Origin of the sequence: Actinomadura bangladeshensis, from assembly GCF_004348335.1 — a bacterium.
GTDB classification, from domain to species: domain Bacteria; phylum Actinomycetota; class Actinomycetes; order Streptosporangiales; family Streptosporangiaceae; genus Spirillospora; species Spirillospora bangladeshensis.
The window spans coordinates 1-15052 of record NZ_SMJW01000200.1; the positions used below are offsets into that span (position 1 = coordinate 1).

At 72.2% G+C, this 15052-nt stretch carries 14 protein-coding genes and 1 pseudogene; 5 read left to right on the forward strand and 10 right to left on the reverse strand.

Features of this window, described 5'->3' with window-relative positions; genetic code table 11:
* The 4 genes and pseudogenes from E1284_RS41895 to E1284_RS29825 form a co-directional block, all read right to left on the reverse strand.
* A partial coding sequence (locus E1284_RS41895) for a DUF6493 family protein (RefSeq protein WP_207924029.1) occupies window positions 1–729 on the reverse strand: 729 nt, incomplete at its 3' end.
* The gene (locus E1284_RS29815) at window positions 730–1218 is read right to left on the reverse strand and encodes a hypothetical protein (RefSeq protein WP_131943486.1); all 489 of its coding nucleotides are present in this window, start codon (window positions 1216–1218) and stop codon (window positions 730–732) included.
* 30 nt (window positions 1219–1248) lie between these two features.
* Window positions 1249–2583 carry a serine hydrolase domain-containing protein gene (locus tag E1284_RS29820; RefSeq protein ID WP_243714828.1) on the reverse strand — a complete coding sequence of 445 codons (1335 nt, stop codon included), beginning with the start codon at window positions 2581–2583 and terminating at the stop codon, window positions 1249–1251.
* A gap of 142 nt (window positions 2584–2725) precedes the next feature.
* Window positions 2726–3667 (reverse strand): annotated as a pseudogene (locus E1284_RS29825) (RNA polymerase sigma factor); the annotation flags it as partial.
* 157 nt (window positions 3668–3824) lie between these two features.
* Between E1284_RS29825 and E1284_RS29830 the strand changes: the two are divergent.
* On the forward strand, window positions 3825–4445 hold the full coding sequence (locus E1284_RS29830; protein WP_131943487.1) for a TetR/AcrR family transcriptional regulator: 621 nt from the start codon (window positions 3825–3827) through the stop codon (window positions 4443–4445).
* Window positions 4446–4513: 68 nt separating this feature from the next.
* Here the strand turns inward: E1284_RS29830 and E1284_RS29835 are convergent, their stop codons facing one another.
* The 3 genes from E1284_RS29835 to E1284_RS29845 all read right to left on the reverse strand — a co-directional run bounded on the left by E1284_RS29835 (window position 4514) and on the right by E1284_RS29845 (window position 9238).
* Window positions 4514–7891: a pyruvate carboxylase gene (locus E1284_RS29835; protein ID WP_131943488.1), complete on the reverse strand. Its 3378-nt coding sequence runs from the start codon at window positions 7889–7891 to the stop codon at window positions 4514–4516.
* A 265-nt stretch (window positions 7892–8156) separates the two neighbouring features.
* Entirely contained in the window at window positions 8157–8903 is a 747-nt protein-coding gene (locus tag E1284_RS29840) for a hypothetical protein (RefSeq protein WP_131943489.1), read from the reverse strand.
* A complete protein-coding gene (locus tag E1284_RS29845; protein ID WP_131943496.1) occupies window positions 8900–9238 on the reverse strand; it encodes a PadR family transcriptional regulator in 339 nt (112 codons plus the stop codon). The genes E1284_RS29840 and E1284_RS29845 overlap by 4 nt, the downstream gene beginning before the upstream one ends.
* A 221-nt stretch (window positions 9239–9459) precedes the next feature.
* Between E1284_RS29845 and E1284_RS29850 the strand changes: the two genes are divergently transcribed.
* Window positions 9460–9642: a hypothetical protein gene (locus E1284_RS29850; RefSeq protein ID WP_131943490.1), complete on the forward strand. Its 183-nt coding sequence runs from the start codon at window positions 9460–9462 to the stop codon at window positions 9640–9642.
* A gap of 84 nt (window positions 9643–9726) precedes the next feature.
* On the opposite strand, the gene E1284_RS29855 is transcribed toward E1284_RS29850, so the two are convergent.
* Window positions 9727–10362, reverse strand: coding sequence for a TetR/AcrR family transcriptional regulator (locus tag E1284_RS29855; protein ID WP_131943491.1), 636 nt, complete (start codon window positions 10360–10362; stop codon window positions 9727–9729).
* Between the two features lie 174 nt (window positions 10363–10536).
* Here E1284_RS29855 and E1284_RS29860 point away from each other — a divergent pair, with 174 nt between their 5' ends.
* A complete protein-coding gene (locus tag E1284_RS29860) occupies window positions 10537–12408 on the forward strand; it encodes a serine/threonine protein kinase (RefSeq protein ID WP_131943492.1) in 1872 nt (623 codons plus the stop codon).
* 147 nt (window positions 12409–12555) lie between these two features.
* Here E1284_RS29860 and E1284_RS29865 read toward each other — a convergent pair whose 3' ends face one another.
* Window positions 12556–12810 (reverse strand): DUF397 domain-containing protein, encoded by a 255-nt coding sequence (locus E1284_RS29865; protein WP_420867424.1) that lies wholly within the window; start codon window positions 12808–12810, stop codon window positions 12556–12558.
* Window positions 12807–13628, reverse strand: a complete 822-nt coding sequence (locus E1284_RS29870; protein ID WP_131943498.1) for a helix-turn-helix domain-containing protein — start codon at window positions 13626–13628, stop codon at window positions 12807–12809. Before E1284_RS29870 ends, E1284_RS29865 begins: the two co-directional genes overlap by 4 nt.
* Window positions 13629–13899: 271 nt before the next feature.
* On the opposite strand from E1284_RS29870, the gene E1284_RS29875 reads away from it, so the two are divergent.
* Both E1284_RS29875 and E1284_RS29880 read left to right on the forward strand, forming a co-directional pair.
* Complete coding sequence (locus E1284_RS29875) at window positions 13900–14520, forward strand: ATP-binding protein (protein ID WP_243714830.1); 621 nt, start codon at window positions 13900–13902, stop codon at window positions 14518–14520.
* 128 nt (window positions 14521–14648) lie between these two features.
* Window positions 14649–15002 (forward strand): STAS domain-containing protein, encoded by a 354-nt coding sequence (locus E1284_RS29880; protein ID WP_131943493.1) that lies wholly within the window; start codon window positions 14649–14651, stop codon window positions 15000–15002.
* Window positions 15003–15052 lie beyond the last annotated feature (50 nt).

The window sequence follows — 15052 nt, forward strand, 5'->3', positions numbered from 1 at the left end:
GTATAAGAGACAGGTGAGGGCGGGCGGCGGGTCGTCGACCGGTGCGGGTTCGGCGATGACGCCGCCGAAGCGGGCGGCGGCCTTCGCGCCGAGGTCGGGCGCGAGCAGCGGGACGGCGTCGGCGAGCGCGGCCGTGTCCACGCCCTCGGGGAGCTTGAGCGCGATCCTGACCGCGCGCTCCTGGACGGTGTACGACTCGTGCCCGAACGCCTGGGCGAGGGCGGCGGCGCAGTCGCCGGCGAGTTCGGGCCTGGCCCTGAGGGTCTTCTGCGACCATGTCAGCCCCGTGTTCACGAGGCCCGACTCCGCGCGGAAGAGCACCCCGTCCAGCGCCTCCACGACGTGCTGCGCCGGCAGCTCCGCGGGCTCGGTCAGCAGGCCGAGCGCCAGGTCGGCGACGGGGCCGGGCGCGGCGGGCAGCAGCCGGACGTAGTCGCGGGCGTGGTCGAGGATCTCGCGTTCCCGCGCGGCCGGGTCGGCGGGCATGAGCAGGCCGTGCAGGCGGACGAAGAACCGCAGGTCGAGGACCGTCCCGCCGCGCAGGAACCGGCGGACGCAGCCGTCCAGCAGCATCCGGCGGTCGACCGCGCCCCGGTCGGCGAGGGTCGGCAGCGTCCGCAGCCAGGACGGGTTGTCGCGCAACTCCCGGCCGACGCCTTCGGCCTCGAAGATGCGCGGCAGCAGGGACGGCAGCAGCGGGTCCTTCTCGCGAGGCGGCGCGGACGACACTCAGCCGACGACGAGCGGATCGTGGTCGGGCGGTTCGATCCCCGTCTCGGCCAGCAGGGCCAGGACGAGGTCGAGCCCGATGTGCCGGGGGCCGCGCAGCCGGAGCGTCAGCCGACGCGCGAGATCGGCGAGCCAGGCGTCGTCGCGGTCGTCCCACAGTTCCAGGAGCCGGCCGGTGTCGTCGTGCTCGCCCGCCCACCGGGAGTTGAACTCGCGCCGGGTCAGCCAGGCCGCGACGGCGGAGGAACCGCCCAGCGCGACGGCGCCCGCCGCCCGGAAGGCGGGGGCGAAGTCGTCGATGGCCTCCCACGGGTCGCGCCGCGCCCGGACCGCCTTGACGTGGCCCGGCAGCGCCTTCGCGACCGCGCGGCGCCCGGTGTCGTCCAGGTCGCGGACGGCGCCCGCGACCGACTCCGGATCGCGCCCGTCGATCAGGGCGGCGATCTTCTCCCAGGCGGTGGTGGTGTGCGTCTCGGTCGCGCTCGGCATGTGCGGGACGTTAGACGCCCCCACCGACAATCAGCGGACCGTGCGCGCGACCTGGAGCGGCAGCAGCCGGACGGGCTCGTCGGCCGCGGCCGTCCTCACCCCGGGCCGCGTGCCGCACAGGGCCTCGACCACGTGCGCGGCGAGCGCGCTGTCGATCGGGTCGGGGACGGGCGTGCCGTTGGCGTTGAGCTGCTGGTACTTCATCAGGTTGAGGGCGACCGACACCTGCCGCGCGCCGCCGTCGGACGTCAGCGACTGGGTGCCCGCCCCGAAGACGGCGCCGTCGTGGCCCCAGAACGTCCCGCACGGCAGGTCGAGCGAGTAGAGGCCGAGGCCGTAGTTCATCAGGACGTCGCCGTCCGCGTCCTTCACGGGGACGGTTCGCTTCATCTGCGCCAGCATGTCCGTGCCGACGATGCGGCCGGTCAGGAGCCTGCGGTAGAAGCGGTTGAGGTCGTCCATGGTGGAGACCAGCGCGCCCGCCGTCCACGCCCAGCTCATGTTGAAGACGCTGTAGTCGCGGGGTGGTTTCACATGCCGGTACAGCGACTCGTACATGCGCGAGTGCGGCCCGTCCACCCAGGGCGAGTCGGGGAAGTAGGTGTGCTTGAGCCCGGCCTTCTCGATGACGTTCCGCGTGATGTACTTCTCCGCCTTGGTCCCTGTCACCTTCTCCAGGAGCCGTCCGGCGATGATGTAGTTGGTGTTGGAGTACGACCAGCGCTCGCCCGGCATGCCGGTGCGGGGAGCGCGCAGCCCCCACTTGATGAGCTGTTCGGGCGTGACGTCGCGGTTGCGGAACTCGTCCAGGCTCGCAGGCGACAGTTCCTTCAACGACGGGAACGCCGTGAGGACGTAGTCGCCGATCCCGCTGGTGTGGTTCAGCAGCATGCGAACGGTGGTCTGCTGCCCGAGCCGCCCGGGGATGAGGCCCGGCAGGTACTGGACGACCGGTGCGTCCAGGCTGACGGCGCCCTTCTCGACCTGCTGGAGGATCGCGGCGGCGACGAACGACTTGGTGATGCTGCCGACCCGCGTCTGCATGCCGGGCGTGACCGGGCGTCGCGTCCGCACGTCGGCCACCCCGGACGCCCCGTCCCAGGCGGTGCGGCCGTCGCGGGCCTCGGAGAACAGCCCGTACATGCCGGCGTCGCGGGTGGCGTCGAGGGTGGCGCGGAGCTTGGCCGGATCGAACGCCGTGGTCGGCGGACGCTGCGCGCCCGCCGCGAGCGGAGCGTCCGGCGCGGCCGGGGCCGCAGGGAGCGCGCCCGGACCGCCGGCGTGCGCCGGGACCTGGGCGGACGCGATCGCCAGCGCCGCCGCGACGCCCGCGGCCGCCGCCATCCGCCCCAACCGCCTCGCCATCGTCCCCAGCTCTCCACGCACGGCACGTCCGAGGAAAGTGTCCTCGGTGATCAGCCGCCCTGTCATCCCAATACGTGAGAACTCACGGTCCGGTTCATCACAGGACCGGACCGCACGGGGCCCCGCGGACGCCGCCGGTACGTCAGCCGAGCAGGTCGGCGAGGGTCTCCCGCCGGGACGGGTGGCGCAGCTTGTGCATGCCCTTCGACTCGATCTGCCGGATGCGCTCGCGTGTCACCCCGTAGACCTTGCCGACCTCTTCGAGCGTCTTCGGCTCGCCGCCGGAGAGCCCGAACCGCATCGAGATCACCCCGGCCTCGCGCTCGGTGAGCGTCTCCAGGACGGCGTCGAGCTTGCCGCGCAGCATGGAGGACGCGACGACGTCGGCCGGATCGCCGCCCTCCGGGTCCTCGATGACGTCGCCGAGCTCGCCGTCGCCGTCCTCGCCGAGCGGGGTGTGCAGGGAAAGCGGCTCGCGGGCCTGCCGCCGCAGCCACTCCACCTTCTCGGGGGTGATGTCCAGCTCGACGGCCAGTTCCCGCGAGGTGGGCTCGCGGCCGAGGTCCTGCATCATGCGCCGCCGGACGCGCGTCATCCGGTTGAGGACCTCGACGACGTGCACCGGGATGCGGATGGTGCGGCTCTGGTCGGCGAGCGCGCGGCTGATGGCCTGCTTGATCCACCAGACGGCGTAGGTGGAGAACTTGAGGCCCCGGCGGTACTCGAACTTCTCGACGGCGCGGATCAGCCCGAGGTTGCCCTCCTGGACGAGGTCGTTCAGCGGCAGGCCGTGGCCCATGTAGCGCTTGGCGAGCGACACGACGAGGCGCAGGTTGGCCTCGACCATGTGCTGCTTGGCGCGGGCCCCGTCGGCGGCGATCCACTCCAGGTCCTCCTTGTCCTGGAGGCTGAGGTCGTCGCCGAGGGTCTCAAGGCGCTCGCGGGCGAACAGGCCGGCCTCGATGCGCTTGGCCAGGTCGACCTCCTGCTCGGCGGTGAGCAGCGCGGTGCGCCCGATGCGGGACAGGTAGTCCTTCATCGGGTCGACGAGGTTCACGGTGGCGCGGGGGGACGCGCTCGGCGCGTGGCTGGCGTTCAGGGCGGTGTCCTTTGCTCGTCCGGCCGGGGGAGGGAACGGGGTCACGCGATCTCGGTACCCGTCTGCCCCGCGACATAAACTTAGAATGAACCTAGAAGTAGGTCAAGCATAAATTTAGGTCGAACTATGCCATGATGGTCGCATGGGACTGCGGGAGATGAAGAAGCAGCAGACGAGGCAGAACATCTCGGACCAGGCGACGCGCCTCTTCCTGCGGCACGGCTTCGACCGGGTCACGATCGCCGACGTCGCGGCGGCGGCGCAGGTCGCGAAGATGACCGTGACGAACTACTTCCCGCGCAAGGAGGACCTCGCACTCGATCTGCACGAGGAGTTCGTCGGCCTGCTGGCCCGCACCGTCGCCGGCCGGGCGCCCGGCGAGTCCGCGCTCGCCGCGCTCCGCCGCGCCTTCCTGGACGCCGCGCACCGGCGCGACCCGGTCATCGGCTTCTCCGGCCCCGACTTCGCCCGCATGATCACCGAGAGCCCGGCGCTGGTCTCCCGGCTCCGCGAGTTCCACGAGGAGCGCGAGGACGCTCTGGCCGCCGTCCTCGCCGGGGAGACCGCGGCCGCCCCGGACGACCCGCTCCCCCGCCTGGTCGCCGCCCAGCTCGGCGCCGTCCACCGCGTCCTGTTCCAGGAGACCCTGCGCCGCAGCCTCGACAACGAGCCCCCGGACCAGATCGCCGCCGCCCTCACCAAGTCCGCCCGGACGGCGTTCGACCTCCTGTCCCCCTCGCTGAACGACTACGCGGTGCGCTGACGCACAAGCCGCCGGCACGGGGTCTTGCGGCGCCGACCTGCGCGCCGCAAGACCCCGCTGGGCCGTGCTCAACCCTCCTGGATGACCAGGAGCAGGTCCCCTGCCTGGACGGGGGTGGCCGCGGGGACGGCCAGGCGCGCGACGGTCCCGGCGACCGGGGCGGTGATGGCGGCCTCCATCTTCATGGCCTCGATCGTGGCCACCACATCACCCGCGGCGACCTGGTCGCCCTTGGCGGCGCGCAGGGTGACCGAGCCGTCGAACGGGGCGGCGACGTGGCCGGGTTCGGACGGGTCGGCGCGCTCGACCGGCGGCGCGTCCGACACGACCGACTTGTCGCGGACGGACAGGGTGCGCAGCTGGCCGTTCACCGAGCAGATGACCTGCCGGACGCCCGCCTCGTCGACGGCGCCGACCGCCTCCAGCCCGGCGAGCACGCGGACGCCCGGTTCGAGGTCGAACGCGACCTCGTGCCCGGTGCGGAGCCCGTAGAGGAACGGGCCGGTGGGCAGGACGGAGAGGTCGCCGTAGGCGGCCCTGGCCTCGCGGTAGTCCTTCGCGGGCCCGGGGAAGAGCAGGCGGTCGAGGGTGTCGCGGACCTCCGGCCCGGCCAGGGCCTTCTCCTCCGCGCCGTCCAGTTCCGCCCTGGCGGGCGTGTACTGGCGCCCTGCGAGGGCCTTGGTGCGGAAGGGCTCGGGCCAGCCGCCCGGCGGGTCGCCCAGCTCGCCGTTGAGGAACCCGATGACGCTGTCGGGGATGTCGTAGCGGTCGGGGTTCTCGGCGAAGTCGTCGGGGTCGGCGCCCGCGGCGACGAGGTGCAGGGCGAGGTCGCCGACGACCTTGCTGGACGGGGTCACCTTCACCAGCCGCCCGAGGATCGCGTCGGCCGCCGCGTAGCAGCGCTCGATCTCCTCGAAGCGGTCGCCGAGGCCGAGCGCGACCGCCTGCTGCCGCAGGTTGGACAGCTGCCCGCCCGGGATCTCGTGCCGGTAGACGCGCCCGGTCGGCGACGGCAGCCCCATCTCGAACGGCGCGTACAGCTTGCGGACGGCCTCCCAGTACGGCTCCATCGCGGTGAGCGCGCCGAGGTCGAGCCCGGTGGCGTGGTCGGTGAAGTCGGTCGCGGCCACGATCGCCTGGAGCGGCGGCTGGCTCGTGGTCCCCGAAAGGGGGGCGGCGGCTCCGTCCACCGCGTCGACACCGGCTTCGATGGCGGCGATGTAGGTGCCGATCTGCCCGCCGGCCGTGTCGTGGGTGTGGAGGTGGACGGGCAGGTCGAAACGCTCGCGCAGGGCCCTGACGAGTGTGCGCGCGGCGGGTGCGCGGAGCAGGCCGGCCATGTCCTTGATGCACAGGATGTGGACGCCCGCCTCGACCAGTTCCTCTGCGAGCCGCAGGTAGTAGTCGAGCGTGTAGAGGTTCTCGCCGGGGGACGAGAGGTCGCCCGTGTAGCAGAGCGTCCCCTCCACAAGGGCGTGGGTCTGGAGCGCGGCGTCGATGGCCGGACGCATGCGTTCCACGTCGTTCAGAGCGTCGAACACACGGAAGATGTCGACGCCCGTACTGGCGGCCTCCTTCACGAAGGCGCGCGCCACCGAGTCGGGGTAGGGCGTGTAGCCGACGGTGTTGCGGCCGCGCAGCAGCATCTGGATGCACAGGTTCGGCGCTTCCTCACGGATCGCGGCCAGCCTGTCCCAGGGCGACTCGCCGAGGAAGCGGAGCGCGACGTCGTACGTCGCGCCGCCCCACGCCTCGATGGAGAGCAGCTCCGGTGTCATGCGGGCCAGGTAGGGCGCGGCCGTGAGCAGGTCGTAGGTGCGTACTCGCGTCGCGAGGAGCGACTGGTGCGCGTCCCGGAAGGTGGTGTCGGTGACGGCCAGCGCGCTCTGGTTCCGGAGCTGTTCGGCGAACGCGCGCGCGCCGAGGGCCAGCAGCCGGTCGCGCGAGCCCTCCGGGAAGGGGCCGTCCAGGTCGAGGGGCGGCAGCTTCGTCGCCGGGTCCAGGTCGGTCGGCGCGTCGCCGTGCGGCTTGTTGACGGTCACGTCCGCCAGGTACCGGACGAGGCGGGTCGCGCGGTCGCCGCTCGACCGGGCCGTCAGCAGCTCCGGGTGGTCGGCGATGTAGGACGTCGTGACGCCGCCCGCGCGGAAGTCCGGCTCGTCCAGCAGCGCCTGCAGGAACGGGATGTTCGAGGCGACCCCGCGGATGCGGAACTCGGCGACGGCCCGGCGCGCCCGGCGCACCGCCTCCTCGAACGTCCGGCCGCGGCAGGTCAGCTTGACCAGCAGCGAGTCGAAGTGCGGGGACACGATCGCGCCGCCGTAGGCGGTGCCGGTGTCGAGCCGCACCCCGGCGCCGCCCGGCGACCGGTACGCCGAGATCTTCCCGGTGTCGGGGCGGAAGCCGTTCGCCGGGTCCTCGGTGGTGATGCGGCACTGGACGGCGAAGCCGCTGACGGTCACGTTCTCCTGCGCGATGCCGAGGTCGGCGAGGGTCTCGCCGCCCGCGATGCGCAGCTGGCTCTGCACGAGGTCGACGCCGGTGACCTCCTCGGTCACGGTGTGCTCGACCTGGATGCGCGGGTTCATCTCGATGAAGACGTGCTCGCCGCGCTCGTCCACCAGGAACTCGACGGTGCCCGCGTTCTCGTAGCCGATCTCGCGGGCGAACGTCACGGCGTCCTCGCAGAGCCGCGCGGCGACGGCCGCGTCCAGCCGCGGCGCGGGCGCGATCTCGACGACCTTCTGGTGGCGTCGCTGCACCGAGCAGTCGCGCTCGCGCAGGTGGACCATGTGCCCGGCGCCGTCCGCGAGGACCTGCACCTCGATGTGGCGGGGGCGGTCGACCGCCTGCTCCAGGAACACGGTCGCGTCGCCGAACGCGCTCTCGGCCTCGCGGCGCGCCGTGTCGACGGCGGCCTCCAGGTCCTCGCGGTTGTCGACGCGGCGCAGGCCGCGCCCGCCGCCGCCGGCCGCGGCCTTGACGAACAGCGGAAACCCGACCTCGTCGGCCGCCGCCAGCTCCTCCCCCGGCGCGGGCGTCGCCGAGCGCAGCACGGGCAGGCCCGCGCGCCGCGCCGCCGCGACCGCCTCGATCTTGTTGCCGGCCAGGCTGAGCACGCGGGACGGCGGGCCGACGAACTTGATCCCGTTGCGCTCGCACGCCTGGGCCAGCTCCGGGCTCTCCGACAGGAACCCGTACCCGGGGTACACGGCGTCGGCGCCGACCCGCAGCGCGGTCTCCACGATGCCGTCGACGTCGAGGTACGCGCGGACGGGGTGGCCGCGCGTCCCGATCTCGTACGCCTCGTCCGCCTTCTGCCGGTGCAGGGACAGCCGGTCCTCGTGCGCGTAGACGGCGACGCTGGCGATGCCGAGTTCGTAGGCCGCGCGGAAGGCGCGCACGGCGATCTCGCCCCGGTTGGCGACGAGCAGCTTTCTGATCAACGTATCTCTCCCAGGAGACGCTCGGGCGGGTCCGCCCGCGTCCGAGGCCTCCCGGGCTCCACGCTGAGCCGCTCAGGGCGCGGCCACCCCGGCGGGCGAACCGAGTCTTGCGATACCTACCCAGTTGAGCGGTCGGGGCAGCCTCGCAGAGCGGCTGAGATGTGTGAACAAAGTGATAGATAGCGCTTAGAGGGAAAAACGCACGATTGTTCCTATCGCGGGGCGTTACCCCGCGCGACCGGCGGCGGCGCGCACCCGGCGGCCCCTAGCGTGCGCGTTCGCGCCAGAGGCGCAGGCCCAGCAGCCCGGCGGCGATCACGGCGCCGGCGAAGAGGCCGCCGAGGAGGGCGACCGGGAGGTCGTCCACCGCGAGGACGCCCCACGCGACCGCGAGGAGGACGAGAAAGGCGAGGTAGCAGACGACGAAGAGGTGGAAGCGCCCGCTCCAGAAGGTCCGCCGTGCCGGGGCCTCCGGCGGCAGGGCGACCTCGCCCTCCAGCCCGAGCATGACCGCCTTGGGCCGCTTGAAGTACTCGAAGTGGAACCAGCTGCCGCACGGCTCCCAGCCGTCCGGCGCGAGGCGCTCGGCGACGGCGGCGCGGGTGCGGGGCAGCGCGATCTCGCGGCGGTACTCCCAGCGCAGCGGGTGGTCGCCGGCGCGGCGGCTGACGAAGCGGCCGGCCGAGTCGACGCGCTCGACCTCCCATCCCTCGTCGCCGTAGCGGTTCAGCACCTCGCGCTCGTGGAACGCGTCGGCGCGCCACGTCCAGGTCTCGGCCGTGTCCGGGGGGACGGCGCCCGCGCTCGTACCGGCATCGGGGTCGTGGTCGAGGCCGGTGTCGCGGGCGAGCCGCGCGGCGAACTCCTCCGGCGCGCCGAACTCGCGCACCGGATCGGTGCCGGACTCGGCCGCGAAGGCCGCGAGGTCGGCCACGGTCCGGTCGACCTCGGCGGCGGGCAGGCCGCGGCCGCGGAGCCGTTCCGCCAGCTCGTCGAAGTAGGGGTGCGTCATCGGTCGGCTCCCTGGGTGAGCATCGTGCGGACTGATTCGTCGAACTCCAGCCACAGGCCGCCCTGCTCGGCGAGCGTCCGGCGTCCCGCGTCGGTGAGGCGGTAGTAGCGGCGGCCGGGGCCGCGCTCGGCGGCGCGGAACTCCGCGGCGACCAGCCCCGCCTCCTCCAGCCGGTTGAGGACGGGGTACAGCGTGCCGCCCTTGATCTGCCCGAGGCCCGCGCCCGCGAGCGTCTTGGCGATCTCGTACCCGTAGCTCTCGCCGCCGGTCAGGCTGGCGAGGACCAGCAGGTCGAGGACGCCCTTGAGCCAGCTGGCGCGGCGATCAGCGGCCACTGCGGTCAACTCCCGGAGGGTGTGTCGGTTCAACAAGCTAGACCGTACTGCTAGCTAGTTAGGAATGCAACCTAGATAGTGGGGCGGCCCACCAGCGTCCGGATCCGGACGTGAAGAAAAGCGCCGATCACTCGGAATAGCGAGAAGGATCTTGCGGTTGCAACTACCGTGCGAACACCGGCGATCCGGGTAGCACCTGTCCACGACCCAGGGAGGCGACCGTGCCGAGCAGCATCCCCCGCACCCGTTCCAATCGCGAACGCAAACATCTGAAGACGACGTCGCTGCGCGCCCTCGCGGTGGCGGCCCAGTTGGAACGCAACCACGCCCTGGAGGGTCCACCGGGCACAGAGAACGGCCGGGTGGAGTCCGTCCCTGAGCGTCGGACGCCCGACCCGGCCTGACACCCGCTCCGCCTGGACCGATCTCCGTCTGGGCGCCGCAAGCCCCCGTGCACCGCGCACGGGGGTTTCGTCGTCTCGGAGGGTCTAGGCGGTGGCCGCGTTGAAGAGCATGTGGACGGCGGCGCGCGCGCGTTGCCTCCCCACGCTCTCGACCATGGCGGCGATGTGCTCGGCGCCGAGTACGGCCAGAAGCGCGTGCGCGGCCGCTTCGCCGTCCGGGACGGCGTCGCCCATCTGATCGAGCAGTATCACCAGGTGCCGATGCCAGAATCCGTAGGCGCCGATGCGATACCGCGCCCCGGGGGAGGCGGTCTCGGACATGCGCACCAGGGAGAGATGGTCCAGCGCGTAGTCGAGGTAGGCGTCGGCGAAGGCGTGCAGACGGTCGGACGGCGAGACCGTCGCGTCGCCCTTGCCGGGGCCGAGCGGGGCCGGGCCGGACAGGATCGCGTCCTGCAGGTCGCGCTCGCGCTGGTTCAGCAGGGCGGCGGCCAGCCCAGCCTTGTCGCCGAACCGGCGGAAGAGGGTGCCCTTGCCGACGCCCGCCGCGGCGGCGACGGCGTCCATCGAGACCGACTCGACCCCGTGCCGCGCGAAGAGCACGGCCGCCGCGTCCAGCACCTTCACGCGGTTGCGCGCGGCGTCGGCGCGCTCCTTGGGCGGCGGCGTCCGCATCAGTTCGAGGTCGACGCGCCGCCCGGTCGCGGCTCCGCGGTCCATCGGCGGCCTCCTCGTCGGGTCAACCGGACTATAGTCCCATTCGACCGCGGGCGGGCGCGCGGGCGGCGATGCCGCGGACTGGAGATCAAGTACGGCGCTGAGCGCCTACCATCGTGTGGCCGTAGTCTTGCCCAAGGTGTGCGGACGAGGCGCGAGCGACGGGGAGCGAGTGGTGTGACGGACAGGACGATGCCGGACGCCCTGCCACTGCGGTCGGGAGACCCGACCGAGCTGGGCGGATACGAGATCCTCGGCCGCCTCGGAGAGGGTGGTCAGGGCGCGGTCTTCCTGGGCCGCAGGGCCGGCGAGACCGGAACGGTCCGCGCCGCCGACCACGTCGCCGTCAAGCTGCTGCACGGCGGGCTCACCGGCGACGGGTCGGCCCGCGCGCGCTTCGTCCGCGAACTGGAGGTCGCCAAGCGGGTCGCGCGGTTCTGCACCGCGCAGGTGCTCGACGCGGACGTCGCGGGCGACCAGCCCTACATCGTCAGCGAGTACGTGCCCGGCCTGTCCCTGCACCACGTCGTGCGGTCGGAGGGCCCGCGCAGGGGCGGCGCGCTGGAGCGGCTCGCCGTCAGCACCCTGACCGCGCTCACCGCGATCCACCAGGCCGGGATCGTCCACCGCGACTTCAAGCCGCACAACGTGGTGATGGGGCCGGACGGTCCGCGCGTCATCGACTTCGGCGTCGCGCGCGCGCTCGGCGCGGCCGGTGAGACGCAGAACGTCGGCACGCCCGCCTACATGTCGCCCGAGCACTTCACCGGCGGCGAGGTCGGGCCCGCGTCGGACATGTTCGCGTGGGGCACGACGATGGCGTTCGCCGCGACGGGACGTCCGGCGTTCGGCAACGACGAGATGGCCACGGTCATGCACCGGATCCTGACCATGGAGCCCGACCTCGGCGACCTGCCCGAACCGATGCGCGAGCTGGTGCTGGCCTGCCTGAACAAGGAGCCCGCGCAGCGTCCCACCGCGCGCCAGGCCCAGGAGCGCCTCGTCGGCGCGGCCAGCGGCACGACCTCGGCGGGGGTGCCCGTGCCGCCGCTGCCCGCCTTCCCCGGGCTGCCGGTGGACCCGGCCGCGCCCGGGAGCGCCGGGACGCCGCACAGTGCGACGGACCCGCACGCGTCGCCGTCCGCGATGGCGGGCGCCCTGCTGCCTCCCGACCACGTCACGGACCCGTCCGGCGTCAGGCACCGGACCGCTCCGCAGCCGCCGCCCTACGACGCGCTGACCCCGCCTCCGGGCGCACCCGGCGAGATGCCGGCCGGGATGCAGCATGTGCCGCCGGCGGTTCCGCCCGTCCCGTCAGGGCCTCCTGGGGCATCACATCCCGACCGGCCGGACGGCAGGAAGCGCGGGCGGCTGATCGTGCCCCTCGCGGCCGCGGCGGCCGTCGCGGTCGTCCTGGGGGGCGGCGCGGCCTGGGCCGCGACACGGGGCGGCGACGACACGGGCAAGAAGCAGCAGGTCGCGGCCTCGGACCAGAACCACGACGCGCAGGGCGCCGCCGGAAGTGCGGACGGCGCCGGCAACGCGGCCGAGAACCCGGCCGAGAAGAAGAGCGGGCAGCCGCAGACCGGCAAGAGCGGAGCGCCCGCCTCCCCTGGCACGTCCAAGAAGCCCGGGGCACCGCAGCAGCCGAGCGGGTCGAAGCCCACGACGGGCACGGGGGGCACCGCAGGCGGAGGCGGAGGCTCCACGCCCGTCCAGGAGCCCGCCAACAAGTACACCCCGCAGCAGGCGTGCAACAGCGGCGGCCACGGCGGCGGTTACTACGTGCAGCGGTCGCTGAGCGTCTCCGGGGGCGTGGCCTACCTGCTCTACAACAGCTCCGGCTACAACTGCGCGGTCACCATGAAGACCAAGAACGTCGGCAAGGCGTCACCGGTCTCGGTGTGGATCCAGAAGCAGGGCGGCAGTTCCATCGCCGACAGCGGATCGTTCGCCTGGTACGCCGGGCCCGTGTACGTGAAGGCTCCCGGGGTGTGCGTCAGGTTCGGCGGCAACGGCCGCAGCGCGCCCTACGGCAACTGCGGGTAGGTCTCCCGAGCAACGCGAAAGGCCACCCTCGCGCCTGGGGTGGCCTCTTGTTCTTCGTCGGCGGGGTTCTGCCGGACGGACGGGCCGACGTTCGGTTTTCCGGAGCCGACCCGCCGCTGTTCCCCTGTTTGGCGGTTTTCCGATGGTTCAGTTACGGGAGGCGATGAGATGGTCGAAGTCGCCGTCCTTGGCTCCAAGGATCAGCGCCTCGATCTCGGGGCGGGTGTAGATCAGGGCGGGACCGTCGGGATGGCGGGAGTTCCGCATCGCCACCCGCCCACCGGGCAGTTCGGCGATTTCCACACAGTTCCCCTGGGAGTTGCTTCGCCGGGACTTCAGCCACCGCGCTCCGGCGAGGTCGGCGGCCGGCATCCCGTTGTCGTAATCGGTTTGGAGCATCATGTCTCTCTGAGAAGATCACCGAGAAGCTCGACGGTGCGTTCCGGGGTCGCACTGTCGACGCACAGGCGTTCCATCGCCTGCAGATAGGTGTCGACGTCGTCGCGCTTGTCCAGGTACATCGCGCCGGTCAGGTTCTCGACGTAGACCACGTCCGGCAGGTCCTGCTCGGGAAAGCGCAGGATGGTGAAGGCCCCTCCCTCGGCGGCGTGGCCGCCGAACCGGAACGGCATGATCTGGATGGTGACGTTGGGCAGCTTGGACATCTCGATGAGGTGCTCGAACTGACCCCGCATCACCTCCGGACCGCCGATCGGACGGCGGAGCGCGCCCTCGTCCACCACGGCCCACAGCCGCGGGGCGTCCGGGCCGGTGAGGCGTTCCTGACGTTGCATGCGCAGTTCCACGCGCTGGTCGATCTCGTGCTCGGCGGCTCCGGCGTTGCCCAGGCGGATCACCGCACGCGCGTACCCCTCCGACTGCAGCAGTCCCGGGACGAACTGCAGTTCATACGTGCGGATCAGCGCCGCCGACTCCTCCAGACCCACATAGGTCTGGAACCAGTTGGGCAGCACGTCGTTGTACCGGTGCCACCAACCGGGGGTGTTGGCCTCCCGCGCAAGCTGTAGCAGCGCCTCGCGTTCCGTCTTGTCGCTGACGCCGTACAACGTGAGCAGGTCGTCCACGTCGCGTTCCTTGAAGCTGACACGTCCGAGCTCAAGGCGGCTGATCTTCGACTCCGACGCACGGATGACGTAGCCGGCCTCCTGACGGGTCACTCCCCGCTGCTCGCGCAGACGGCGCAGCTGGGACCCGAGCAGGATCCGACGAACCGTCGACCCGCTTCCCGGCGTCTCTGGAGTCACGCCCAACCTCCCGGCTATTCGGCGGACAGCGAACCTAGTGTGCCACTGGCCTGAGTGTCCTGCGGTTACCTCCGTTCACCCGGTTGCGATCCGCGTCGCCCCACACCCTCACAACGCGGATGCACGTGCATTGGGCCTTGCATTCGCACGCTACGATGCGCAGGATAACGCACGAGACTTCCGAGCCACGGCTGCACAACGAGATCACTCTGCGGGGTCCGGTGGAATGACGTCACGCCACGCGCACGACGACACGCGGTGGGAGCTCGGCCCCCTCGCGGGGCCGGCCGGCCCACGGGACCGCGCTGGGCGTTCGACGCCCGTCCCGGAGTCGGTGGACCTGCCGCCGCGGCTGGAGACGGCCGTCACGGCGCTCACCCGGCTGCGCGGCTCGACCGTGTCGTTCACCGTGGAGCCCGATCCGGAATCGGTCACCGCGGCCCGCCACTTCGCGCTCTGCCGGCTCGCCGAATGGAACCTCTCCGAACTCGCCGACGACGTCGGCCTCGTCGTCTCCGAACTCGTCACGAACGCACTGCGGCACAGCGGAGGGGTGAACTCCGGCGGGCGGCCGGGCGTCGACGTGCACCGCGAGGGCGTGTACGGCGACCCGGCCGACCCGCTGGGCTCCGCACCGTCCGCGATCCGGCTGCGGCTGGGGCACGAGGCCCCGTGGCTGCTCTGCGGGATCATGGACGCCAGCCGCACCGCGCCGCGCCGCAAGGAACCCGACTACATCGCCGAGACGGGACGCGGGCTCCACCTCGTCGAGTCGTTCAGCGTCCGGTGGGGCTGGCGTGCACTGCACCAGGGCAAGGTGGTGTGGGCACTGTTCCGTTCTCCTTGAACGGGATGCGCTTGAGTGGGACGCGCTTGACCTGAGGGCGTAACGGAGCGCGACAGGGGTAACTATTCATTTCCCCCGGCGGGCACCCCCGATGGGCCCGACGAGACGTGCGGACGAAAGGAGCACCGGTGGACTTCGCCGTCGAGCACCGCGTCGAGAAGGGCCTCACGGTCGTCAAGATCAGCGGTGAGATCGACGTCTTCACCAGCCCCCGGCTGCGGGAGGCGCTGCTCGACATCATCGACAACGGCGGTGCGCACCTCGTCATCGACCTCGGTGAGGTGACGTTCCTCGACTCCACGGGCCTCGGCGTGCTGGTCGGCATCTACCACCGGCTCCGCGCGCGGGACGGATCGATGTCGTTCATGGGCGTGAACGACCGGGTGCGCCGGGTCTTCCACGTGACCCAGCTCACCAAGATCTTCGTGCTGCACCGCTCCCTGGAGGAAGCGATCGCGGCCCACGAGTCCGCCGCTCCCTGACCCCTTCGCTCCGACTCCCGACCTCTGCTCCCCTCGCCCCCTGTCTCTTA